Origin of the sequence: Roseibium litorale, from assembly GCF_014842915.1 — a bacterium.
GTDB classification, from domain to species: domain Bacteria; phylum Pseudomonadota; class Alphaproteobacteria; order Rhizobiales; family Stappiaceae; genus Roseibium; species Roseibium litorale.
In genome coordinates this window covers 1-24,219 of sequence record NZ_JACYXI010000019.1, presented here as the reverse complement: position 1 = coordinate 24,219, position 24,219 = coordinate 1, and the positions used below count along the sequence as shown (strand labels likewise).

General features: G+C 53.5%; 28 protein-coding genes. 8 read left to right on the top strand and 20 right to left on the bottom strand.

What is annotated here, in order from left to right:
* Positions 1–14: 14 nt before the first annotated feature.
* The 17 genes from IG616_RS21055 to IG616_RS20975 form a co-directional block, all read right to left on the bottom strand.
* Entirely contained in the window at positions 15–452 is a 438-nt protein-coding gene (locus IG616_RS21055; RefSeq protein WP_192150617.1) for an NlpC/P60 family protein, read from the bottom strand.
* Positions 427–1,317, bottom strand: a complete 891-nt coding sequence (locus IG616_RS21050) for a DUF2163 domain-containing protein (RefSeq protein ID WP_192150616.1) — start codon at positions 1,315–1,317, stop codon at positions 427–429. The genes IG616_RS21055 and IG616_RS21050 overlap by 26 nt, the downstream gene beginning before the upstream one ends.
* On the bottom strand, positions 1,314–1,946 hold the full coding sequence (locus tag IG616_RS21045) for a DUF2460 domain-containing protein (RefSeq protein WP_192150614.1): 633 nt from the start codon (positions 1,944–1,946) through the stop codon (positions 1,314–1,316). Before IG616_RS21045 ends, IG616_RS21050 begins: the two co-directional genes overlap by 4 nt.
* 12 nt (positions 1,947–1,958) lie before the next feature.
* On the bottom strand, positions 1,959–3,698 hold the full coding sequence (locus IG616_RS21040; RefSeq protein ID WP_192150612.1) for a phage tail tape measure protein: 1,740 nt from the start codon (positions 3,696–3,698) through the stop codon (positions 1,959–1,961).
* A gap of 136 nt (positions 3,699–3,834) precedes the next feature.
* Positions 3,835–4,173: a hypothetical protein gene (locus tag IG616_RS21035; protein ID WP_192150610.1), complete on the bottom strand. Its 339-nt coding sequence runs from the start codon at positions 4,171–4,173 to the stop codon at positions 3,835–3,837.
* 88 nt (positions 4,174–4,261) lie between these two features.
* Positions 4,262–4,654 carry a phage tail tube protein gene (locus IG616_RS21030; RefSeq protein WP_192150608.1) on the bottom strand — a complete coding sequence of 131 codons (393 nt, stop codon included), beginning with the start codon at positions 4,652–4,654 and terminating at the stop codon, positions 4,262–4,264.
* Positions 4,655–4,669: 15 nt separating this feature from the next.
* Positions 4,670–5,122 (bottom strand): hypothetical protein, encoded by a 453-nt coding sequence (locus IG616_RS21025; RefSeq protein ID WP_192150606.1) that lies wholly within the window; start codon positions 5,120–5,122, stop codon positions 4,670–4,672.
* Positions 5,122–5,439, bottom strand: coding sequence for a head-tail joining protein (locus IG616_RS21020; protein ID WP_192150604.1), 318 nt, complete (start codon positions 5,437–5,439; stop codon positions 5,122–5,124). Before IG616_RS21020 ends, IG616_RS21025 begins: the two co-directional genes overlap by 1 nt.
* Before the next feature lie 190 nt (positions 5,440–5,629).
* Entirely contained in the window at positions 5,630–5,848 is a 219-nt protein-coding gene (locus IG616_RS21015; protein ID WP_192150602.1) for a hypothetical protein, read from the bottom strand.
* Positions 5,849–5,945: 97 nt separating this feature from the next.
* Positions 5,946–7,805 carry a phage major capsid protein gene (locus IG616_RS21010; protein ID WP_192150600.1) on the bottom strand — a complete coding sequence of 620 codons (1,860 nt, stop codon included), beginning with the start codon at positions 7,803–7,805 and terminating at the stop codon, positions 5,946–5,948.
* Positions 7,806–7,809: 4 nt separating this feature from the next.
* Positions 7,810–9,339, bottom strand: coding sequence for a phage portal protein (locus IG616_RS21005; RefSeq protein ID WP_192150599.1), 1,530 nt, complete (start codon positions 9,337–9,339; stop codon positions 7,810–7,812).
* Complete coding sequence (locus IG616_RS21000; protein ID WP_192150598.1) at positions 9,339–9,911, bottom strand: hypothetical protein; 573 nt, start codon at positions 9,909–9,911, stop codon at positions 9,339–9,341. The genes IG616_RS21005 and IG616_RS21000 overlap by 1 nt, the downstream gene beginning before the upstream one ends.
* Positions 9,912–9,913: 2 nt before the next feature.
* Positions 9,914–12,082, bottom strand: coding sequence for a phage terminase large subunit family protein (locus tag IG616_RS20995; protein ID WP_192150597.1), 2,169 nt, complete (start codon positions 12,080–12,082; stop codon positions 9,914–9,916).
* 16 nt (positions 12,083–12,098) lie between these two features.
* Positions 12,099–12,710, bottom strand: a complete 612-nt coding sequence (locus IG616_RS20990; protein ID WP_192150596.1) for a DUF1441 family protein — start codon at positions 12,708–12,710, stop codon at positions 12,099–12,101.
* Between the two features lie 114 nt (positions 12,711–12,824).
* Positions 12,825–13,433, bottom strand: a complete 609-nt coding sequence (locus IG616_RS20985) for a hypothetical protein (protein WP_192150594.1) — start codon at positions 13,431–13,433, stop codon at positions 12,825–12,827.
* A gap of 195 nt (positions 13,434–13,628) precedes the next feature.
* Entirely contained in the window at positions 13,629–15,371 is a 1,743-nt protein-coding gene (locus IG616_RS20980; RefSeq protein ID WP_192150592.1) for a hypothetical protein, read from the bottom strand.
* Between the two features lie 103 nt (positions 15,372–15,474).
* The gene (locus IG616_RS20975; protein ID WP_192150590.1) at positions 15,475–16,044 is read right to left on the bottom strand and encodes a hypothetical protein; all 570 of its coding nucleotides are present in this window, start codon (positions 16,042–16,044) and stop codon (positions 15,475–15,477) included.
* A 28-nt stretch (positions 16,045–16,072) separates the two neighbouring features.
* On the opposite strand from IG616_RS20975, the gene IG616_RS20970 reads away from it, so the two are divergent.
* Positions 16,073–16,600 (top strand): hypothetical protein, encoded by a 528-nt coding sequence (locus tag IG616_RS20970; protein WP_192150588.1) that lies wholly within the window; start codon positions 16,073–16,075, stop codon positions 16,598–16,600.
* 56 nt (positions 16,601–16,656) lie between these two features.
* Here the strand turns inward: IG616_RS20970 and IG616_RS20965 are convergent, their stop codons facing one another.
* Positions 16,657–17,577 (bottom strand): helix-turn-helix domain-containing protein, encoded by a 921-nt coding sequence (locus IG616_RS20965; RefSeq protein ID WP_192150586.1) that lies wholly within the window; start codon positions 17,575–17,577, stop codon positions 16,657–16,659.
* Between the two features lie 472 nt (positions 17,578–18,049).
* Here IG616_RS20965 and IG616_RS20960 point away from each other — a divergent pair, with 472 nt between their 5' ends.
* The 7 genes from IG616_RS20960 (at position 18,050) to IG616_RS20930 (ending at position 21,602) form a co-directional block, all read left to right on the top strand.
* Positions 18,050–18,391, top strand: coding sequence for a helix-turn-helix domain-containing protein (locus IG616_RS20960; RefSeq protein ID WP_192150584.1), 342 nt, complete (start codon positions 18,050–18,052; stop codon positions 18,389–18,391).
* Positions 18,392–18,626: 235 nt separating this feature from the next.
* A complete protein-coding gene (locus tag IG616_RS20955; RefSeq protein ID WP_192150582.1) occupies positions 18,627–19,241 on the top strand; it encodes an autoinducer binding domain-containing protein in 615 nt (204 codons plus the stop codon).
* Between the two features lie 60 nt (positions 19,242–19,301).
* Positions 19,302–19,883 (top strand): acyl-homoserine-lactone synthase, encoded by a 582-nt coding sequence (locus tag IG616_RS20950; RefSeq protein ID WP_192150580.1) that lies wholly within the window; start codon positions 19,302–19,304, stop codon positions 19,881–19,883.
* A gap of 73 nt (positions 19,884–19,956) precedes the next feature.
* Positions 19,957–20,553 carry a DUF2312 domain-containing protein gene (locus IG616_RS20945; RefSeq protein WP_192150578.1) on the top strand — a complete coding sequence of 199 codons (597 nt, stop codon included), beginning with the start codon at positions 19,957–19,959 and terminating at the stop codon, positions 20,551–20,553.
* A gap of 237 nt (positions 20,554–20,790) precedes the next feature.
* Complete coding sequence (locus IG616_RS20940) at positions 20,791–21,075, top strand: hypothetical protein (protein ID WP_192150576.1); 285 nt, start codon at positions 20,791–20,793, stop codon at positions 21,073–21,075.
* Positions 21,072–21,344, top strand: coding sequence for a hypothetical protein (locus tag IG616_RS20935; RefSeq protein WP_192150574.1), 273 nt, complete (start codon positions 21,072–21,074; stop codon positions 21,342–21,344). Before IG616_RS20940 ends, IG616_RS20935 begins: the two co-directional genes overlap by 4 nt.
* 51 nt (positions 21,345–21,395) lie before the next feature.
* Positions 21,396–21,602 carry a hypothetical protein gene (locus tag IG616_RS20930; protein WP_192150572.1) on the top strand — a complete coding sequence of 69 codons (207 nt, stop codon included), beginning with the start codon at positions 21,396–21,398 and terminating at the stop codon, positions 21,600–21,602.
* A gap of 116 nt (positions 21,603–21,718) precedes the next feature.
* On the opposite strand, the gene IG616_RS20925 is transcribed toward IG616_RS20930, so the two are convergent.
* Both IG616_RS20925 and IG616_RS20920 read right to left on the bottom strand, forming a co-directional pair.
* A complete protein-coding gene (locus IG616_RS20925; protein ID WP_192150570.1) occupies positions 21,719–22,714 on the bottom strand; it encodes a DUF4062 domain-containing protein in 996 nt (331 codons plus the stop codon).
* Between the two features lie 615 nt (positions 22,715–23,329).
* Positions 23,330–24,154, bottom strand: coding sequence for a hypothetical protein (locus tag IG616_RS20920; protein ID WP_209007931.1), 825 nt, complete (start codon positions 24,152–24,154; stop codon positions 23,330–23,332).
* Positions 24,155–24,219: the final 65 nt, after the last annotated feature.

Genomic DNA, 24,219 nt, shown 5'->3' with positions numbered 1-24,219 from the left:
TTGAAATCTCGTTCTTAAGGGAAGGCAAAAGCCGCAACTGCCCGGCGGTGCCACGCGCCGGAATAATCAACCTCGACCACGCCTGCATTTTCTTGGGCATGGACCATTCGCCCGTTGCCGCTCAAAATTCCGCAGTGCTTGGCAATTGCGCCGCCCCGCATCCGGAAAACGACAACATCACCCGGCCCGGCTTCGGCAAGTGGCACCGGCAACATATGCCGTTCAGCCGCGTCCAGCAGGGTTTCAACCCGGCCCACCTGCCCCCAATCCGGCGAATAAGCCGGAAGCGCTTCCGGCTCACTGCCATAAAGATCCCGCCAGATGCCGCGTAACAACCCGAGGCAATCGCAACCGACGCCCCGGACGCTCGCTTGGTGATGGTAGGGTGTCCTAAGCCAAAGACGCGCGATATCGACAGCTTGCGCCTTAAGAAACGAGTGCGCTTCCGTCATTTTCCTGCTCCCCTTGACGGGCATAACCGAGAACAAAATCATTGCCCGGAATATGCGGAAAACCGCGATAATTGACCGAGTTGGAGAACTTGTTCCGGCAGGCATCGAAGGTATGCGGGCATCCGGCCCGGACGGTGAAAGTATCGCCCGCAGCAATCGGATTCGGTGCCATCCGCCAAAGCGAAAGTGAGGTGACAGCTCCATTCGTCCGATGTGTCTTAACCTTGACCACAGTTCCGGCATTCGCGCCGGTTAGCCAGGTCAGCAGCCCCCGCGAAAAGTGATCATCGGCAAAACCGTTTATGCCGCTCGCTTCAATTGCTGCCTCGCTTGCCCCCGTCACGGTTCCCGTTGCCCTAAAGGCTGCTTGCTCAAGATTGACGCCACACCGCGCCCCGCCCAACACTGCATCGCAGCCGTACTGAAACGTCCGGCCAACCGTCTGATTCAGCCTATGGGCAAGCCCCCGGAACTCTGCTTGAAATGCCAGTTCGCCCCGGCTGGTTTCCCCGACATTGCCGCGCTTGATGACTTCGCGCTCAGCGGGATTTTGCCAATTGACCCGGTAAAGTGTGATTTCGGCATCGTCATAAAGACCGGCAGCAATATCCGCTTCGGTGATGGCATCCGAAGAAAGCGCCCCCTCAAAATCCATATTATCAACGGACAGCCCTAAGCTTGCCTCGATCTCCGAGCCGATCACCCCGGAAGTGGCTTGAAAGGTCACGCCACTGAAAACAAGCGCACGGTCATGGTCGGTAAAACCGAGTTTGCCGCCGTCTTGCCTCGTAACTTCCCAGCACCAGCAAAGCGTTGTGCAATCTTGCGCGATATGGTCAGCAAAGCCTGTTGCAAACTGCCTCATTGAAGAACCTCAACAACAGGAATGTCAGGGATATTTCCGAGCAGCGCCGCATCCACTTCGACTTCTAAAATATCCGTGTCGAAACGCGCGGGAACGTCGAACTCAAATCCAGCCGTCACGACTACGTCAGCACCGGGGGCAACCGCGAGGGTAACCAGCCCGGTTGCGTGATCGACGGAGAAATCGTTTGCCAGTTCAACACCGTTCAGGGCAACTTTTACGGTTCCGGAAACAGGTTTTGTAATGATGCGCTCATAGAGGTTATGCGCACCGCCGTAGGTCTTGACCAGTTGGAAGACCGCTTGCGCACCTGTCCCGGTTCCAATCTGCTGATCAATCGCGGTTACGGCCGTACCGGGCGGACAGGATTTAAAATCGCTCCAATCCTTCCACCGAAAGGCGGTTAGACGCCCTCGCCTCTCCTCAAAGAAATCAATAATGGCGTGGATATCGTCAATATTACGCACCCCATAACCGGCATTGAAGCGCCGCCTTGAATCGGCCCATTGCTGATTGCGTTGTTCCTTTCCGTTCCCGAGCGCGACCACAATGGTTTTCCGTTGCGGCCCGCCCCGGCAACCACGGGAGATGCGCGGCGGAAACCGGATATCATGAAAATCTAGAGCCATTAGTGCCCCCAATCAGCGCCCGCGCTTTCCACGGTTGACCGCATCGACAAGCATCGCCTTCAATTGCGTATCAGATCGCTTGAAGCTGTCCGCGTCCGGCGTCGTGACATTGAAATGAATGACTGTGGTGTGTCCGCTCTGCCCGAAGGCATCCTTGCTTGAAATGACTTTGGCAGGCCCCACAACAGGCTCCGGCCCGTTTTCACCGGCAATCCCCCATTCGCCAGCCCCAAGCGTGCCACCTTCCGCGTACATGCCCTTGAAAGCTGCGGCAATTGGATCGCCGCCGCCAAAACTGCCTGTAATCGCTGAAATTCCGAGGCCAATCAAACCGCCGTTCGACGTGCCTAGAAAAGATGAGAGCGGACCTTCCCCGAGCAAGGCGGCTTTGAGCGCGGCTTCCGCCAGGGTCGCGACCAGCCGTCCCGCAGCCGTGTCGGCAAGACCCAATTCGCTGACGAACCGGCCGATTTCCGAACTGGCAATTCCGCCGAAAAGAGACGTGATATCGTTGACCCGCGCTTGCGCCTCCCCTTGCTGATCGATCTGATCGACAAGTTCGGCAATCGCCTTACCTTGTTTGCTGGTCTCGGAAACACCAGCCGCACGGATCAAATTGAACTTCTTCTGTTCTGAGGCAGTCATGCCAATCAAGGTATATTCGGTCGTGAGTTGGGCAATGATCCGTTCGTAATCGCTAGGTTTGCCGCTTTCCCCGCCGCCCGTCTTCTTTCTCGGAAGGATCGTTGGATGAACCGTGATCTCGGTAGCGCTGGAACTACCGGGAATCTTCAAATCGTCCCGGTAAAAAATCTGGTCTTGCTGCTGTTTTGACAGCGCCGCCAAGCCGCCGCCTAGCTTCACTTGCAGTTCAAAGACGCCTTTATGGTCAATCAGTCCGTAATCATCGAGAAACGCGGTTAGGTCCTTCCAAACACTGGCGTTCCCAAGTCCGCTAAGCGCCCCTTCAAAATCGGTCGAAAGATCGGCCAGCCACTCGCCAACGTGAAGAATTGCCGATTTGCTGTTGATTTCAAACCGACGCCAAAGACGGGCCAAATCGTCATCTAGGATTTCCGCCCGCCGCAACAATTCTTCGTCGAGAACACCCCCGGCCCGGTCGACTTCGCGCATCAAATCGCGCACACCATCCGCGCCGCCACGAAGGGCAAGCACCAGTGCCGCCCCCGAGCGCCCGAAGGCTTCGTTAGCGAGCGAAAGCCTGTCCTGTTCGTTGCCCGCCCCTTTGATCAAACCGGCATAGTCTCGCAACAGATCCATGACCGGCCGCAATCGGCCTTCATTGTCGCGAAGCGCAATGCCATTTGCTTGGAGGATATCGGCAAGCCGCCCGCCCTTGCTATCGGCTTCACTCAACCGCTTGCCGAACTTTTGCAAGGCATCTTCTGTTGTCGCGACCTCCACCCCGGCCAGTTGAAAACCGAATTGCAACCGTTGCAACTCATCCGTTGACAGGCCGATAAGGTCGGCAGTCTTGGCAAGGGTCGAGGCTTCCGCGACAAGATCTCGAACAATCCCCGGCAGCTGGATTAGTTCGGCCGATAGAATGCCTATCCCAAGCCCGGCACCGAATGCCTTGAGACTTCCAATCGTCCGGCCAACGCCTGTCATGTCCGCATTCAGGCGTTGCGTAGCTGCTTGCGTCTTTTGGATTTCCTGCCGGTTAGCAGCGAAGACCGCGCGGCTTTGGTCATCCGCGCGAACGGTATAGATAAGCGCCGGGACGGTCATTGCCCTTGCTCCGCTTCAATTTTGAAGAAGATGAACCATTCGAGGATTTCGGGTTCCGGCCAATCCTCGATTTCCGAAACCCGCATTTTGAGCCGATCCGCAAGGCGAAACAAAAGACGCCGCCCCGGATCGGTTCTCAGTTTTTTTCCAGCGCCTTGCGGTTGGTCGGCATCAAAATTGCCAAAGCAATGCGACCGATGATTGCGCCGTCCGCCTGTGTCAAAAGCTGATGCCGGTCGTCAGCAGTGAAAAGCGGTTGGCCGTGTTCGTCCTTCGCTTTCATCATCAGCAGATCAACGTTCGCTTCGGCGTCAAAAACCCCATTGTTGTCTTGAGAAACCGCCTTGCGTTCCTTCGGCGTCATCGGGTCGTAATAGACCTTGAAGGGTTCGCCCGTTTCGCTCCACTCAGGCACGAGTACAACGCTGCCCTTGTTCCGGGAATAATGCGCAATAACATTGTCAATCGCAGGCATGAAAGCCCCCTGTCTCTTTGTTCCGGAAACGCAAAAGGGCAGCGTTCAAGCTGCCCTTTTTGCACTGGTTTGATTGTCCGGTCATCGTTTAGGTTTGGGTCGGTTCGGTAAGCTCGCCTTTGCCGGTAAAGTCGAAGCTCATTTCGACGGTATCGTTCTTGTTCTGAGACCGCCCCACCTTGGTAATGGTCGCGATACCGGAATAATAAACCTCCCCGGCAACGTCCCCATCGCCGTAGAGGTGCAACGTGACTTGTGCCCCCGCAGAAAGGGCAACCTGCCCCGCATCCGCCTTGACCCGCTTGCAGCGTATTGACCCGCTCCATTTCTTGGCCGCGCCGGTTTCGTGGTCTTCCCAGGCATCGCCCATACCGGTTGAATCCGAAATCGGCGCTTCAATATTGAGGCTGAAGTCTTGCACCTTGGCGACCGTATTCGCACCAACCGCAACCGAGCCCTCGTTTCCATGTACGACAGGCATTTGATTGTCCCTTTCCTAGTCTATCGCTTCCGGGTCTCCTTCCGGCCCGTCCACTTCCACCAAATATTCAAGCGTCAGAACACCCGAACGTCTTTCATTCCCGGCCTTACCGTCCGACAAGTCCAAGCGCGTTGACTGTAAGGCCAGATTGACCGCAAGCCCCCCGAGTCGATTGGACCGGAAAAGTGCCTTCTCAACTTCAAGGGCGATTTGGTCGAGTTCATCGTCAAAGCCGATGCCCACCGCCTGAGCCTCAATCGTTGCGGTCATAAAGCGCTCAAGTGAGCGTCGACCGCCACCCATGGCAGATGCTTGAGACCGCTCCACCGGCATATAAATCAGCAAGGCCGGATGCTGTTTTGACCCGGTCGGGTAGGTCCGCATGGTGAAACAGTTTGTGCCAGTGGTCGGCAGGCCGGTTAGCGCTGCTGTGATCGCTTGGCGGACTTGTGTTCTGATATGCGCCATCAGCCCGCCCCCTCCAGCGTCAAAACGGAAACACCCGTACCGTTGGGAATCGGGTCAAAAGCAAGCCGGTAAGTCGCGCCCTTGATTTGCAAGGTTGCACCTTCTGTCATTCCCGCCGGAAGCTTGGAGGTTTGAACGTGAAAGGTCGGTTGAACCTGAATGAAACCGGCTTCGCCCAGGTTTACGGGCTCGCTTTCAGTGTCGAAAATCCCGTCCAGCGTGCCGGTAGAAGTGTCGGCAAGCGTGTAATTCGCAGTTACAGCGAATTCGCCGGTTTGAAAGAATGCATCCAAATCGGCTTCAATGTTTAGCGCCATTTGCGCCCCCTATCCGGGCTTGCAACGCCCCCGCTCCATTTGGAAGCCCGATTACCCGAGTTTGTTTGTGATCTGGACCGCCCCGCGCAACGGGTGGTTTTGGCATTGGCTGTTTCATAAATGCCCCCTTGAAGAAGCGGAGCGGACCCCGCCCCGCCTCTGTTCTCACTGCGGCACTTAGGTCAGTTGGCTATTCGCTGCTCTTGCCCCCTTTGCCGCTGTCGCCGCTTTCCACGTCCTTGGATTTCTTGGCGGTTTCTTTCACATCATCCGCTGTTGCCTCACGGGCCTTTTTCAAGGTGATCAGCAACCGCGCATCGGCGGCACTTGCCGTCACAACGTCGCCTTCGCGAACGGGCTTCGCACCGCAAACGGTGTTTTCCAGGATAAGAATTTTCTTCTCAGACATGTTTCATTCTCCGGACTTGCAGGCCGGTTTTCCGGCTTGCTTTCAGGCATAAAAAAAGCCGCTTGCGCGGCGGGAGATCAGGTCTTTTCACGCAGGCCTAGCCCGCGAAATAGGAGTGACAGAACGATTGAGGATGACGGCCGGCAATATCCACTTCCTGCAAGGCGACAACGCGGACGTTACCGGACTGCGCATTGGTGTAAGGATCGACGGTCAAGTCGACGCCCGACCAAGCCGCAATAAGCAGATCTTCCCAATTGCCAAAGAAGGCATTGGAGACGAGAACTTGCGTCGTCACCCCGGCCTGATAGCCGTTGACGGTGCCGCCATCTTCCCAAATGAAACGCGCCGTACCCGCCGCCTTTTCAGTCGTCTTGAAGCCGCCGCGCATAGCCGGATTAATGATATACCCGAGCGCCCCAACGTCCGCTTCGTCACTGGCAACTGCCGTTTCCATCGCAACCACTTCCGCCCAGGTCGGAGCCGCCGCCGCAAACGTGGTCGAGTTGACGCCCGTCAACGCAGCAACGCCCTTTGGCTGATTGCTTGCACCAGAACCGTGAAGCGAAGCGCGGGTGATTTCCAGACCGACAACCTTTGCCAGATCATCGCGAACAAGAGATTCAACATCAAGCGAAGACTGTTGCAGCAACAAACGGCTGTAACTGGTCAAGGCGCCGAGCGTGTGCGGCGACAAGACGACCTGATCAACGGCTTGTTGACTAGCGGTCACCGCTCCGTCTTCACCTACCCAATAGGCGGTCGCCCCGCCCGTGAGACGCGGAATCGCGATATTGCCTTGCAGATCGTTCAGCATCCGTGCGCCCATTTTCAGGACAACCGCCCGCGCACGCAAAAGCTCAATGAACGAACTCGCCAGCAAGTTGGTTCCGACAAGCGCACCGCCTTCGGCAGACACACCGACGGTCAGACCGCGCGTTTGCCCGTGCATATCCGAGCGCATAACATCAGCAGGAACAAGAATTCCACGCTGTTCCTTGCCACGCGCCTTAGCCGCTGCCGCACCGCATTCGCGTTCGAAGCCCGCCGCATCCTGTGCCCGCTTGTCGTTGGGGTTTGCCAGGGCATTCAAGGCGCGGACGAATGAAAACTGTTTCCGTTCGCTCGGTGTAAGGCCGATATCGGCGGCCGCCGAAATCTGTTCCTGTCCGCGTTCACCGAGAGCCATCAAGACAGCCCCCCGGAAAAGGTCGATGGAATCGCCGTTCTTAATCGCAGCGCTTGCCTTGTCCCGGCAGTTGAACTGCGCGCCAATCGCTTCGATCTCGCGAACACGCGCCACTTCTTCGGCCCGAGCCTGATCAACGGCTTTCTTACGGGCTTCTTCCGTGTTCGGATCGTCCGAACGGATTTCAGAGTTTGCAGGCATTGCATTTACCTTCCGTGTTACTTCTAGGGTGATTTCGCCGCCCCCATCTGCCCGATTGCGCCCGATCCCAACCGAAGGATCGGCAGGAACGGAAACAAGCGAGATTTCAAAAGGGGTCCAATTGGTGACGCGATAGGTCGGCAGGTCTCCCTTGCCTTCCTTCACGAGCTCAATCGCATTCGGGCGATAGCCAACCGACACGTTGACAATTTCGCCGTCTGCCACGCGCTTAGCGACTTCCTGTGCCCTCTCGCTTTTGCCAAAGCGAGCATCCGCGCGGCCCTTGCCGCCCGTAAAGGAAACGCTTTCAATGATGCCGATCTGATTATCTATAGACGCCCTGTGATCGACCAACAGAGGGGCACGCCCGCTTTCCATAAAGCCCGCGTCCACTTCGCCGGGTGTGTGGCCCAGAACCTCGTAACCGAAATAGCGTTCAACAGGTTCTTCGCTCGAAAACGACAGGCTTAAGGTTTGCGGAATTTCCTCCACGCCGCCGTTCTCAGCCCGCACGATTACGCCTTGCCGGAACATCCGTTCCGGCAACCTGATATTTTCATTTTGCATGTTTTCAGTCCTCTTTGCTGTCCAGCTTGGACGCTGCAATCATGGCGGCGGCTCCGCCTGCGAGCGCGGACCAAAAGTCAATGCCGCGCCCTTGTGCTAGGTCGGCCGCTTCCTTGAAGTCATCCAAGACTTCTTCAAGCGAACGGCCCCGTTCAGCGCAGATTTCTTGCGGCGACTTCAGAAGATTTTGCATGTCGAGCGAATTGGCCGTTGCATCGTCTTTCGGGTTGACGCTTCGCCATCCGCGAGCAGTCCAGGAAATGGCTGCGAATTTGTCTCGCTTGGCGAACGGCAGATTGATCGCCCCGGTCAGCAAAGCCATATCCAACCAGGACGCCGCAACCGGACCACAAAAATGATCCGAAAACCAATCTTGCAAAACGGTCCATTCATCACGCTCTTCCCCAAGACCAGCCCGGAGACCTGAATAATTGATCCCTTCAAGGTCATTCGCCAAAGACGTGTAAGCGACACCGAGTCCTGCCGCCGAACCGCGCAGCATCGCCTTGATGAAGGGTCCCATTTCACCGCTTGGGTATGCTGGATCGAAGGCTTTAAAATCCCATCCTTCCGGCAACGTCTCCAGCAAGCCCGCTTCGATTTCGTCAATCTCGGGTTCCGTTATAGTGTCGCCGTCGCCGTCGCTACCCTCTGCCCTGCCTGTAACCGGCCCTTCCTCTTCGATATCGGCACGCTTCGTGAAAAAGCCCATCTTTGATGCGCCCCACCGGGCATTTGCCGCCGCCGCTTCTTCGAACTCTCCCATAAGACCAAGCCGCCGCAAGGCGGTGTGCGCCCAGGGCACCCCGACAACGGACGTTGAAAGATCGTAGGGATTATAGAGGTGGACGATATCGCTAGCTGGGATGCGGACACGTTCGCCCCTGAAACCAAATCGGCCGGGATTGGTCTTGAACAAGTGATAGGCAATCGGTCGGTCGAGTGCGTTAAACTCAATCCCGCACAGGATATAGCTGCCGCCACCCAAATCCGCCATCAAGTCGATATCGAGTTGCAGAAAATCCAAGATCTGAACTTGAAACCCGTACTTCCCGTATTGTTTGCCGCGATAAACGCGCAGCAAAAAATTCCCATCTCGCGGACAAGAGCTGATCGCAATGCGTTGCACGTCCTTCCAGGTATACTTACCGCATACCGTGCAGTTGCCGCGCTTGCCCCAATCCTCCCAGGCTTCTTTGATCAGCCGGTTTGCGCCTGTGTCCAAGTCCCCATTGGGGTAACGGGATTGGGGCTTGATCTGGACGCCTTTGCGCCCGATGACGTTCCGGCGAACGTGGCCGTAAAACCCCTTCATGTAGTCGTTGTTTTGGCTGACATGGCGGCTATGGGAGATAAGCCCGCGCAAGGCGCTGCGAACGTCCTCTTGAATCCCCTGCCCGTTTAAGGAACTCGGAAATCCCGAAATGCGATCCGATTTGCCAGCCTTGAAACGGCGCACAGCAAGGCGGGTGTGTATCCGGGTCGTCGGTGCCTTTTCTTCGGTCTTCCCGAATAATCTTGAGAAAATACCCATCAGAGGAACCTCACCTTGTGGACCTTACGGCCGCTTTTACCTGACCGTGCTTCCCGCTCTTTGCGGACAAGACGGCGATAGGTTGCGGCCCATTTCGTCAGTTCCTCCGGCGACAGCTTCGTCAGGGTGCGGCCTGCAATGGAGTAGTTGGCAACGTCCGACTTGGCCCGCCCTTCAATCAGAGCCTCAATCTGCGAAAGCATCCGTTCATTGTGGCTTCTGTGGTCGCCGGTTGCGGTTGCCAGGTTGGGCAGTATTTCGAAGCGGCCTTGATTGATTGTCCGCTTCGCCCCGTCAGAAATCCGGGTGATGACGGCAACCCAATGATAGAGGCCCGGAACGAGATCCTCCGTGTCCGCAGAGGTGGCAGACACGAGAAAGCTCCCCCCTTCGTCCCTAGCCGACAGGACGAAGCGCGTTTCCGCGTTTGCTTCTAAAATCGCCTGATAGTCCAGAATATAGGAGCTGGGCGGATAATCTGCGGCAAGATCCGGCTTGCGCCATTGGACATGATCGCCCGCCCGAATGTTGAGAGGTTCAACATTCGGGATTTCGTCAAACAGATTTGCCATCTTTAGTAGTCTCCTAACCCGCGACGGTGCCGTGAACGTGACCGCTTCTTGCGGTTAGGTCGGACTTGCCTTTCCGGCTTTGGGCTCTCCGGCGTTGCGGTTTCGGCTTCGGTTTCAACTTCCGCGGTGCCGCCATCGCCTGTTGCTTCTTCATGGTCCGAAGCCATCGGACGTACGCGGGCGAAGGCATTCTTTTCCAGTTCCGCCGCCCAGGCCGGGGGCCGGTTCCAATTTATCCGTTCGCCCTTAAGCACGATCACCAGCGCAAGCGCGTAGACCCCAAGGTCAAAGGCTTCGTTGCGCTTTTTGCCCTTCTTCAAAGCCCAGCCCTTTGCGGTCTTTTCTTCCGCGCAGAGTTCCTCGAAAACTTCTGAAGGCAGGTTCTTGGACAGATGGCAGGCCCCCGGCCCCGGATCGGTACGCGACAATGCGGCGACAAGTTCGGATTTGAGCCGCCATGTGCCAATTTGAAGGATTTTCAAATCGCTGGCCTGCTTAAGCCGCTTGCCTTCCTGCTTCTCCGGCGTTCTCAGAACGGCCCGGTCACGGTCCCAGCGTGTCATTCCCTTGGAAATGAACACACGCCCCCGATATCCCTTGATCTTCGACCGGCGATAAAACGCATATGCGTTTTTGGTAACCCCATCTTCGCCCGCACTATCAACAACCAGGGCAACCGGAACCAACGAAAACGCCAACCCGAGAACCGGAAATTCGCGCTCCAAAAGGTCAAAAAGCACGTCCCAATCTTCCGGGTATCGAGCCGGATCAATGGCCCGATCTTTCGCCCGTGGCGCGGTCTCCGGTGGCGTGTGAATGTCCATTCGGGCAATCACCCAATGTTCAAGCTCGACACCGAACGCGAACACTTGGACCACAAACCGGCCTTTCTGCACGTCTACCGCAACAATCAGGAACCGGGTTTCGGCAGGCGCAATATTGAGTTGGTATTTTTCGGCTCTGTCCCTCAGTTCCTTCACCGACAATTCGTCATCATCGGCGGTAATCCGTTCGGAGAACGGCTTGCCTTGATCAACCGTAACGGTCGTTTTCAGGGCTTTGGAATCCCCCGTGCTGACGAATTCCTCCAAAGCGCCTTCATACCGCGTGACCAGTTCCGCCCAACTCTGAAAGGCGGCAACCGTCCCATTCAGCCACCAGCTAGCAATGTCGGTTTCCCGCAAGGCTTCGTCATGGATAGAAACCAGTTGACCGCCCTTGCCTTCATGCATCCATCGCGCAAGCTGATTCCGCTCGCGCTTATGCCGGTGCTCCAAAATGCAACCGCAATGCGGACAGGCCATAAACGCCGCCTGCCCCTTTTCGGCTGGCGTTCCCTCTTCTGGATATTGCAGCAACCGGAAATCGGGTTCGAATGATTCCGAGCAATCCGGACAAGGCCAATAGAACCGGCCGCGTGTCCCGCGATTGTAGATTGCAAGAATTCCCGTGCATGGCGGCGCAAGATGCGGCTGGTTTTCCGGCGCTTCAAAATCGTCATCTAGGACGATCCGCCCCGGCGAACTCTCCGCAATCGTCATGCCGCGCGAACCGAAGGTTTGCGTGCGCTTAAAGCTCAGGTCGAACGGCGTTCCTTCGCCGCCGATATCTTCCGGCATCCGGTCGTAATCGGTCAGCAACATTAGCGGAATATCGGAAGCCGACATTTTGGCCGGAACGGGCCAAGCCACGTCCACCGACATGTTGCCCTCAAAGTTCTTCGTTAGCGTGTTGTCGTCGTAGCGGTCCTTCCCCAACCGGGCGGCAACCTCCGGCGAATACCGGATAAGCGCGGCAAGCTTCTTCCGGGCAAATTCCTTCGCCGCATCGATGCTCATGTGAACGATACGCACGTCCTGCGGATCGCAACTGATGGTGTGCCCGGTCTTGTTCAAAATCAGAGCATCGGTTTTGCCGGTTCGGGCAGGTCCTGCAAACACACAGGCGCGAAACCTCCGGGACGTTGAAACGTCCATAGGCTCGACCATGTAAGGCGTGACACTATTTCGCCAGGGAACGATTGACCCGTTGTCGTTCAAGAACCGCGATTGTTCCGACCATTGCGAAACCACTTGACGGCGGATTGGCGCAATTGTCGGCAACGCAGACCGCAAGCAGCCGACCGCCCGCGCATACTCGGGCGGCCGCCAGCCGTGCGGACGCTCAGGCATTCGAAATGTTGTCATGTTATTCCGCCGCTTCTAGAAAGCCGTTCCCGGCTTCTGCGCTGTCGGCAAATTCGCTCAAGGTTCTGTGCAATTCGCCCAGGATATCGTCAGCAACGGCAACCGCCTGTTCGGCCTGCCGTCCAGTCAACCCGGCATCTCGTGACAGACGGTCAGGCATTCCGTTGACCGCCTTGCGGACCAAATCGAAAACCTTGTTAAACAGGCCTTCCACTTCTCCGCGCGGAACCAGATCACCCCGCATTGCGGCAAGCTTGTTGTAGGCATGTTCGGCTTCGTAAAGCTCTTTGCGCTGCTTCGGGCTAAAAAGCTGTTCGGCTGTTTCGTTGTGGTCCCCGCCGAGCAATTCCATCCGCAGTTGCCGGACGGAATCGGCAACCTGTTCTTCCGCCGCCCTCTTCTCGCTTTCCCGCGCCATCTTCCAGGCGTAGCAATCGGAAAGCTGGAATTGATAGGATCGCCCGTTCGATCCTTCCTCAAGAACCGGCATCCCATCCCGGCGCATCCGGTCAATGGTCGGCTCTGTCGTGTTAAAGGCTTCAGCGAGTTGCGCCCGGTTGACTACCGCGTCTTTGACACCACGCGGCAAGGGGTATTTCTCACGGTCTGACATGGGCGCAACATAAACATAAAGATCATCCTAACACGTTGAATTTCAACGCGTGTCTCAAAGTCCCACGGTCGCGAATTACCCCCCAGGGCGTGAACTTCTGGAAAGGACCCGCGATCATCGACGTGCCGAACGCAGGGCGCGGCTCATTGAGCGCTCAAAGTTCGTGGCGATCCGCGCCGCCGTTGTCTTGCGTGCGCCGTCTTGGAAGCGCAGGCGTTCGTGGTAATTCGCTTTCGGCTCCCAGGCGACCAGAAGCTTTAGAGCCTTAGACTTTCCTCGCTTCACCTTCTTTGGCCGCTGCCAAATACCGGCAACACCGTTGATTTCATCCTGAAATACGTCAGGCCGGGACAACAGTTTCTTCAACGTTCCGCGCGGCATATTGCCGAACCTATTGAGGCGCTGGTTCACAGGAACCGGAATCGCCCGCTTGTTCGGATAGCGCGTCCCACCCGTTTCCTGCTTTTCCAAATAGGAGGCCTGCCGGTCCTTGTAGAAAACAGACGCTTCAAGGTTCCGTTTGCTCGCGGCCTTGATTGCAAGACCTTGCTGAGTAAACGGCGTCGGCTGATCGAGCCGCCGCATCATGCTCTTCAGACTGTTGCGCTCAACGTCCTTGACGGTCTCGGTGAGCGTCAAGGCGATAGCGAAGGGAACTTGGTTGCGCTCCACGTCACTAATCCCCTTCAGGAAGGCATCAAAATTCGCGCTCACATGCTGCATTGACACCCGCCCCAAAAGAAAATGCGCCGCCCGGTTTCCCGGTGGCGCATTTACGGAGAGTGAAGGAAACTTACAAGACAGTTAGGATATGTTCAAGCCCAAATTCGAGCAGGAATGGGGAAAATCTGAACTCCCTACCAAAATGACGATACCTGGATACTCAAACTTGCAACGTCAACTCAGCTTTATTCCTGTCTATCTAGAAACTACAAAATCCTTCTTCGACACCGGATCCCAAAGATCATTGCATGTATTTCTTAACTTAAATATTGGAAGTGCAGAGCGAGGAACCGTTTCCAAAATTGCAATCTTATTGGTTGATTTGTCGAAATATCCCCGAACAACAATAGCGGTCTCCGGTTTCAATTTTTTCAAGTCTTTTGTTTCAATCGTAGGCGGATCAACCTTATGCATTAAGTAAATAAAGTGACCATTCTGAAAATACCCATCACCGAGTTCATCTCCATCGCTATAATTTCCTGTATTCTGAACATAACAATTGTGAAGATTGTAGCCTCTTTTTGATATTTCCTGAATTACCACTTCAGGACTATCTTTAATGCTAAAACCATCCATAAGAGATCCCACATCATAGAAAATCAGTGTGTCTGAAAAATTATCGCGCAAACGTTTAGTATAATACTCCCAATCTATTTCATTCGACTTTGATCCAACAAAATTTCCATACACGTTAAAAAAACCATTTATCTTATCTTTTTCTTTCTTGTACGCAAAATTAACCGCCTGTTCCTTTTTGAGTTCTTCCAATCCATCAAGGTTTATCTCTGCCGCGTACTGTTTCATAAATTCATCTGCAACATCTTTTGGAATTACGTAAATGTCCCCAAGCTTCCTTCGAATCAACCTTGCAACATTGACCTCACGTTGAGCCTCAAAGAGCCGCGCCCTCCCCAAACAACGTCGCACATTCAAAAGGTCTGGCGAGGATCTCTTCAAAGCAACTGTCATTAAATATGCAATATCTAACTCTGACTTTATTCCACTCTGCTCCAGCTTCTCTCTAAATTGAACGCAAGAATTCAGAAATGAATTTATTTCAGATTGATCCACCAGCCTTGAGGATTTACTTAAACTTGGCAAATCATTCTCGGACAAAAACCGGTCAGCATTGCTTGAGAAAGGGATATCTTTGTAATCTTTTAAATAGCTATCCACGCGCCTAACATTGACAGTGACAGTAACGGCATGCGTTTCAATTTTTGTAGTACCCTCTCGTAACTTTACACTTTGAGGAACCAGTATTTTTTCCTTCAAAGTCTCCCTGTATTGATTATATGCATCAATAATATTATTTCCCTGCTCAACATGCGACTGAAGAGTCGAACTTATTGGCTTATTCCAAAGTATTACCGAAGCACTCTCAACAATTTTGTCAAAGAATGCAAGCATTGCAGGCAAAGATCGACTTGAAGTATTTTCGGTTGACACCGCCAATCCTGTATAAATAGCTTGATCTGACTTTCCAAAAAGAAAGAAACTAAGATCGCAACCACTCGTATGTGGCACTTTTTGATTACCTCGATCTTTTGCATACTCAAAAATAAGGTGCACCTGATCTGCTGCTAACGACTTTGCATCTTCGACCGTTAAGTTACTACTGTTAATCGTCACACTTGGACGATCTGAAAAACCAATATATTGGAACACAATTGAAGCACCATGCGGCCTCACAAATTCTCCGATTCTTCTTAACGCATTACTTGATGAAACATCGTAATCACCATATGAATTCAATTTACTCGCATAATCTTCAAGATTTTTTACGTGCCACTTGCAACTTGTTTTTACGTAATATTGGCTATCTGATTTTATATCAGATCCGTTTGATGGACTTATTTGCAAGTCTATTGCAAAAGATTGATTCATACATAGTAAAAGCACAAATATCGATGATAAAATTTCCAAAGAAAGCCGCATAACAACCTCCAAAACTATGTTTATCAAGAAAATATGAATGATCAAATTGACTATCTAGTCAACAGGATTTTGTTACAACCAAAATACAATTTTTAGTTTGCGTTCATCTATGAATAGGTAAATTTAGCCCTCTGGTAGATCGTGCGGCCGCTACGGCATAACCGAAGAAGAACGCCGCATGATTAAGTCCATCCCGAAACAACCGGCCGCAATAGTCCTTCGTCGCCTTGTCGACTTTCTCCGATTTTCCTTCCTTACCCTGGTCGACAAAATGCGCTGCAACTTCTTGAATGGAGAAACCGAGCCCCAAAACGCAAAAGACTACAAAGGTTTGATCTTGCCCTAGCTTTGTGGAAAGCACTTTCAGCATGCGTTCTGCATCGGTCGTCGCCACCAATAAGAAGTCGCGGTCGATTTTTCCTCCATCAACGCGCGGGTTCACCAGATCGAGGCTTTTGCTATATCCCTGACGCTCCACAAAGAGAGCACGCACCCGACACCCAGCTAGGTACTGCGCTTCGCCAATGATGTGTTTGTTGTACAACCATTCAAGATAGGCTCCGCGTTGATAACCCATCCGCCGAGAAGCCTCTTTCTTTCGTTCCACCTTTGAAGCTGTCAGGCGCAGAGGATCTGCGTTTTCGGCTTGTGGTTTTCTAACGGTCTCGGTCATCGAAGCAGCCTTTCGCACGCAGTCTGGTGTGTTCTTCATCGATAATTTTCTGATAGAGCCGCTTGCGCCCATCCAGGCCCTTCAGGGCGTGCCAAGCGATAGATCCGGGACAATTGGCGTCCCCCAGGCGTTCAAACCGTTTCCGCCCCTCGACGGTTTCGACAAAGAGGTCTTCGCATTGCCGGAGGTCTGGCAATTGTCGAAACTTTCGATAGAAATCGACCAGCCGGACATGCCAGCCGTCCCGTACAGCGCTCGCAACAAGCTGCCAGTCTTCCCGAAGTGCCAACTCAACGGCGACCCGTTCGGGCAAAAGCGCCTTTTCACCCCGCTTCGGCGCGGGTTCAACCGGCCCGTTTGCCTTCGCGAGCTCTTGGCGCACGTCGCTACAAGTCGAAAAGCAAACACCGATGACCGGCCAAACGGTTGTCCGCGCCCTACGCAACAGGCGGTCTGCCGCTTCGTTCAAGACTTCCGTCTCAAACTCGGACAACTGTCGGCAAATCTCATCGAAATAGAGCCTCGAATTGTCGACCGGAACTTTCCTGAAACCTGATTTGAGCCGGTTGATAAATTCCCGGCGAACGCGGTCCTTCTCCTGCTTGTCCATCGTCAGGACCCCGCGCATTCCAGATCGAGCGCGGCAAGCGCGGCCGCGCAATCGGCCTCAGCCCTTCGTTCTCGCTCTAAGTGTCTGTTTTTCGATAAGAAATCTTTGGGATGCTTGGACGACAATTCCAGCCGCGACCGTTGGCCAGCAAAAACCGCCTTGCTGAAATAGTTCAGCGAATAAGGCGGCTCCGGCGCTCGCGCCAAAACCCGGTTCACGGCCGGGATAACATCTAATTCGAGATCGCAGCCCGCCCGGAACCAGGACCGCAAAGGCGATGCCCCGCCCCGGAAGCGGGCGGACCCGATATCAAGCCCAAGAGATTTCAAGCGCCGCGCGGCAACCGTCACAAACCGGGCCTCGCCTTCTGTCTCCTGCCCTTGGGCCTGCCCGCCCGTTTGCCGCTGTTGTTGTTCGCCTGCCCCGCTGTCTGTCCCGTCTTCCTTGCCCCTTTCCGGGGTCTCTGGTTTCCGGCTAGGGCTGTCATCTTCTTTCGTTTTAGAAGAGCCGTTCTTATAGCTGCCCCTTTGAATGGGCACGGCCTGCCCTTCTACGATACCTGGGGGAGACTTCCGCCACTCTGGAGCGCCCGCCCCCTCTGTTAGCAAATCGCCTTGCGCAGCCTGGCCGTGGCCGGGCTGCAAGATACGGTAGGTATGGGAGCAAGCCCCGCCATCCGGCCGCTTGTTCACCAGCCACTCAATCCAGCCCGCCGCGACCAGGGCGGCAAGCGCCCGTTGGATGGTGGTCCGCCCAACCCCCAACTCCCGTGCCATCTTGACTTGCGAACGGATAGAATAACCAGCCCTGTCCGCGCTGATACCCAGCAAGGCGAGAACCCTTATATCCCGGTGTTTCAAGTTGGGGTCTAAGACCGCCCCAGCCGGAATTTTGGACAAACGCGGTCCCTTTGACGGTTCCATCGTAAAACCTCCATCGAATTTTCGGGGCGTTTGATGTGCCGGGGCGCACTACGGCCGATACGGGAGCCTCGGAACTGTCATATTTTTTTCCTGCGCGATCCTGAATGCCGCGCGAACCAGACAACTCGCGGTGTGCAGTCTCAAATCCGCCTGTTCACCGCTCAAAAACTTGGAGACCAAATTCGGAGCAACGTTTGAACGGATCGACCAGCCGTAGGGCGTGAGATCGAGTGCGCACAGCGTTTGAGAAACCCACTCCCTGAATTCGCCTGTATCGGGAATGTCCCAAAGCGCGACTCTACAGGGATCGAAATGCGGATGGATACCGGACAACGCCAAACCCTCAACTAACCAAATCACCTTCAAAGGTTAACTTCATATCAAGAGGCGTTGGAAATAACTTTTTGGGATATTCACAACTTCACCTAGAAAGGTGAAAATCGGAGTAATGTGAGAATGGAGAGAACGGACGATGACGCTCGATAGCGATCAGGCGATTTGGGACCGCAGGCGGAAAAACTTGCGTGCCCTTATTGCCTACAAAGGGACAAACCCCAGCCAGGTCTCGAAGCAAGCCGAACTTAGCGTGAATACGGTAAGCAAGTTCCTGCGCGGGGAAACCAGAACCCTGACGTGGGAAAATCTGGAACGCATTTGCAAAGTTCTTAGCATTCCAAATGCAGCCATACTTGATAACAAAAATCCGTTCTCTGAGAGTAAGATAAAACTGTATGAACTCATCGAAACGATGACAGATGACGAAGCGGAAGCAGAGTTAAACCGTATTCATGAGATGAGAAAAATTAAACCGTAGATTCCAACTTATTTAACAAAGTCTCCTCCTCCCTATTTTGCTTTATTTCTTTTAACAAAGCTTCGGCTTCCGCATCTTCCATTTCACTGACGACCTCGCGAAGCCGATCTCTCGCGGTCTGCTGCCTCTTATTGCCCATAAAACGCCCCCCGGATGCAGAAATTAACTATTAACATCCTTCGGTTGTATGTAAATAAGAAAGAGGTTATATTCACCTAGAAAGGTGAGTATCAACATGCGTACCATCGACACACCCGATTCAGATTTGCTGAATATTGGCGATTGCGGACTTGCCATTGGCATCGGCCTATTTTCATCCAGCGAGCCGGGGCTTTTCACAAACTACCCCTTGCAGTGGCAAGAACAGTATTTTGAGCTGGACGGGCTGAGTTGTGATCCTGTCCTCGTAACCGGAATGCGCTACCCGGGCTGGAACAGTTGGGACAACAGAGCTCCGAACGATGCCTTTTCAGAAGCCGCCTATGCGCATGGATTGACCGGAGGCATCGTGTTTTCGCAAAACATTGGCGGAAACCGCATGATTGCCGGTTTAAGTCTGAGAAAGCAGCTGTCCGAGACCAGCAAAAACCGGGCTATCTCTTTGCTCCGCGAATACCATTATCAGGATTTGGCCCTGAAAGCGCATAGCTTATCCAAGCCACAGAAAGAACTGGTCTTTCTGTTCGCCAACGGCCTCAGAGCTAAGCAAGTCGCGGCTCATTTCGGCACTTCGGAAGCGGCAATAAAGCAGCGGAAACTTGCGATCCAAAAATCAATAGGTGTGTCGAGTTTCCTAGTGGTGATTAACATCTGCTCCTACGCTGGGCTTACAATTCACCCTATAAAATAGCCGCACATACAACCGAAATATTTGACACTGCCCCCCGTCTAAACCTTAGGAGGCAGTGACATGGAAACCGTTTGCCTGACATGGGAAACCGCCCATCTCCATGGCGATTTCTGGTATCAGCATCACCAGATTAGAAAAGCCCTTTTCGTTGACAGCTACCGCTGGTCCGTCCCACACAACAATGACGTTGAATGGGACTGCTACGACAATCCGAACACACGGTATGTTCTGACACATGTTGACGGGCGGGTGATCGCTGCAAGCCGGTTCAACCCTTGCTCTTTTGACGGCGGCACGTTCACCTACATGATCCGGGACGCGGCCTTAGGCCGATTGCCATCCATCCCCAGGGGCATATTGGAAAATCCACCTATCGATAATGCGACTTGGGAAGCGACCCGCTTTTCGGTTGATCCAACCCTTGCGCCTGCCGAGAAAAACGCTGCTCTTTCCGAAAATGCTCGCGCAATCGCCCTGGCTGCAAAATCTGTCGGCGCTCAAACCCTCATTGCCCTTATGCAGCCTGCATTTGTCCGGTGGCTGAAACAAGCGGGTTTGCAGGCCGAAAGGATCGGTCCCATCCTCCGCGATGATACCGGCTCTCGGATCTGCGTTATCCAAATGCATCTTCATTATGTTTGATTATCACCTTTGAAGGTGATAATGGAATTCTTGTATCTCATCATCAACCCAGTTCACAGCATGGAGCGATGGAATGACAAATGCAGACTCCGAAGAAAACCAAGCCGGACCCAAGGCCAACGCGACCAGGGAAACCCAACCGGCCAAGGCTTCGACCGCGAAAGCTGCCGCCAATAAACCTTCCACCGGCAATGCCAAGAAGACCGGCGCGAAGCAGCAACCTGCAACCGGCTCCAATTCTTCCACTTTGGCTTCGGAAACGCTGAAAGGCTTCTATTCCGAAATCAAACGCCTTGAAGAAGAAAAGGCGCAAATCGGCACCGATATTTCCGAGATCTACAAGGCGGCGAAAAAGCAAGGCTTTGACACCGACGCCATGAGGGAAGTGCTTCGGCGCGAAAAGATGACCAAGGAAGAGCGCGAACAGCGGGAAGCCCAAATTGACCTTTACGAAGGCGTTCTTGGCCTCAACGGCGAAAAGAACGAAGCCCAGGTGCAAGGCATCCAAGCCGCCAGTGAGGGCCAGCCGGTAACCAATAACCCGTTCACCAAGAAAGACCCGCGTTATACCGACTGGTCGAATGCTTGGCAGATGCAAACCGCGCTGATGGCGGCAAATGGCGAGAGCAAAAACACCGACAACATGAGCGGCGAACAAGAAGCCGCCTAGCCTCCTCCCCAACTGACGCGACCGGTTCGCCGGTCGCTTTTTTTTGAGGTGTGTCAGATGACGGCCTTTCCAAAACCGCCCTTTTCTGCGGAAGCGGCTTCCCCCTACCGGGCTGTCGGCCCTGTCATATGGAAGCTTTCGGCGCCCGTTGAACACCGCTCAAGTAGCCTGCGTTTTCTGGAGCATCCGCTTTGTACGGTGGCCGAAGACTTAGAAGACCCGAGCGCGGCGGCAGCCATGATTGCGGAAGCCCTCAACGCCCATGCGCTATTGCAGGCAACAAATGCCCCAGGCGGCGAACAAGCCGTAACTTATTGGCTGAATGCCTATCTGTCAGGCGCGACAGCGGAGGCGATTTCAGCGGACGAATGGCTGGCAAATCATCGTGACGCCCAATTACGCGCCGCCCAACTGGTGGCAAAGCATGGACTGATTGGTCTCATTCTTGAGGCCTCCCGGTTGCTGGCGTCAAGCAAAGCCGCCCCTTTGCCTGCCTTCCCAACGAAGGAGACCGGCGAATGAACGGCCTCAACTTCTTTGTAAACGCAGACGGCCTGCCATGGGCGGCTTTCGTCCTTGGGCACGTCGATCTAGGTGCGGCCTTCACCGTTTCAGAAGTCTACCGCAAAGCCCAAGACTTCGGCCTTGAGCCGGAAGATTTAGGCGATTTGCCTCCGGTTCATCTGTTCCATATCCGCCGCTCAGAAGCGAAACGCCAATGTGAGATTTGGCACATATGCGGTCCCGAGGCCCCCGGCGCTGTCGCTGTGACCGGTATCGTGTTCGCGTGACCGTCTTGCGCAGGCCGACAACGAAGACCACCCAAACCAACTGCTTTGACCATGCACTCCGCAGCAGCCATCAGTCGCGAACAGCTTGAGAGAGCCGTCAAAGCATTGGCGGTTGCAGCCTTGCATCACGGCCGCGAAGCGGAAATGGCGTTCGAGCGAATTTTGAAAATCCAGGACGAATATAACCAGCGTGAAAGCCTGCTGGAAAAAGCCCGGCAGATCGCCGCGATTGGCTGCACCGACGATGCAAGGCCTTAAAAGGCACCGTTGGGATAAAACTCTCTTCCAGATCTTTGCATCTATAAAAACGAGCCAAAATCGCCTTTCTCTTAAATTTGACCGCCCTCTCTCTGACGCCAAACATAATTATCGACTTACTTTCTAACAACGCGATTTTGAACGAAAAGTTGTCGTCCATTAGGTGTAAGAAACAAAAACTCAGCTACTCCACCCTTAACAGTTTTGCTTACTCTCACATTTAGTAAGCCTAATGCCTCAAGCTGGATTTTGATCGTCACCTTGTCCGTGTGGTTTATGCTAGAGATTTTGGGTTGAAAACCGATTTCGTTTGCCGCCTCCTTGACGGCAGTAAGAATGGCATCGTCGGTTCTCGCTTTGTCCAACACACCTGCTAGAGCTACAAAAATCTGACGCCATGTTAGCTCGATAGTTCGATCATGGAATTGAGTCCCACGGCGTACAATATAATTTGAAGTCTCAACCCGAACAGTAAATACATCATCTAAAGTCGCTATATCATCAAAATCAACAATATTTCTACTCTCAAAACTGGACAACTCCTCTCTCAATCTTACATTTTCCTGAAGAACCTTATTACTTTGCTCCAGTATTACATCTGTAGCCGCATTATCTCCGCGAATCCAACCAACTTGCGGAAAGTCGTTAAAGGCGTGAATTAGAGATTTCAAGACAAGTGGTTCTAGTTCCTGACGGGTGGCCCAGGTCTTAACCAAACGACCAGTCATGACTTTTCCTCTAAACCCTTTCAAAGCTTCTATAACCTTGGGATCTAAATCACTTTTTCCGACAGGGATGGCATCAGGGTTGCTGTGGACAAAGGCTATCACAACCTTTCCGGTTTCAACGGCGTAATCATATTCTCTTTCAGTGAAGCTCACGCCATCTGCATCGATTGACCCGTACCGCCCCCCCATAATCAGAAGATAATAGTCACACTCGTCTATAACTTTTTTAATGTAATCGAGTTGATCTACGTCAGAAGCTGGAAACAACTCCATTCCGGCAGGTATATGCTTTAGATCTAGGATATTTCTAATGGCATCCTGTCGTTCTTCAATTAAATCTCGAAATGTAGACGAAACGAAAACCTGATACTTCTTCTGCGACATAATAAATTTCCGATTTTATGTTACCTTAAAATTTCCAGCTGACACTAACAGACCATCATGCATATATGTTCACTCGCTCGCTTGCTCTTGTCCAGCCAGATCAGCACTACTGCCCCCTCCCGCAATTCTCAGACGAGCTTCTCTGTTCGACAGCGGCAGATTGCCTGCCCGATTGCCGGATTAGGCCCCTTTAGCTTCCTGACAAAGACCATCTCAAGATTTTTGCCTGAGCAATCGATGAGAATCCTTTTAATTTTTTAGGGCACTTTTAGGGCACATTTTAGGGTGCCACCCATCACTAAAAAACCTACAAAGAAAAAATAACGCATATTATTCAAATATTTACGATCAAGTAATTCGTCGACTGCGAGTCCTGCTCAGGGAGCCATCCTTCCTTTCAAATTTAATCGAATGACACCGGTGGCAATCCTGCCTTCGGTTTTTTTGTGTTACCCTTTCCTGTAGCGCGCAACTTCGCTTGGCATTTCGCGCAAGTTCACTTGGCACCCAAATTCTAGTTAAGGTATTAGCTGCCATTTTCCATCGCCCGGACCGCAGCCCCCCCCTTGCGCTGCCCGTTGGGTCCTTGGGTGTCTGGCACGACATCTCAGGCTATCACTCTGATGTAGCCAGCTCAGTGTTTTTTCGCTCCGGCAAAAGTCTTGGTCGCAAGTCAAGAAAATGAACGGCTATCGCAACGGTGCCACCCAACGCATCCTCAATCCGAGCCGCCTCTTTGCGCAGCAGGGAAAAAAGTTCCTCCACACCGATCCAGCGGCTTTCGTCCGGGTGCTCCCACTTCCGATCTTTCGAAAGGGTAACCATCAAGGCACCGGCTCGGCTGTGCTCCGCGCACATGTACTTTTTCACCAGCTGTTGCTCAATTGTATCGCGCAAATCTGTAGCTGTGCGATCATCTCCAAGCTTAAGTTCGATTACTGCCTCATGGAGAGAGGCTACGGATCGCAACCTGATATCGGTTTCCTTTTCATCTGCGGTCACAGCCTCCTGATCCACAGTGTAGATCGCGTTGGCGGCATGGATCAGTTCTCGCGCGATTTCCCGCCGCATGACCGCCTCTTTGGATATTCCCGCCCAAGCCTCTCGCGGTGAAGCATCGCGAAGAAGAAGGTCATCAAGGTCCGACAATCTATCTTTCAAAATCGCAAACATTGCTTCATTCGTTGAGGCTGGTGCTTCACCGCTTCTATCAAGCGCAACCACCTGAGCCTCATCCAATGCGCCAGCATCGATCTCTTGCGCCCAGTTTTCTTCTGCCACAGCCAAAATACGATCCTTGAAATGAGCGCACAAAGGATCTGCGGCCATCTCGAGCTTGGCAGCCCAGCCCTCCTCCCCCTTAGCGTTGAGCAATGCCTGTTGATTTCCATTGAGAAGTGACCCGGCTTGGCCTGATATTTCCATTGAGAATTGACCCATGTTTGAACCTTCCCTCGCGTGTTTTCAGCGGGGGCTATGGAGTGATCGACATGGCGTTATTGAGC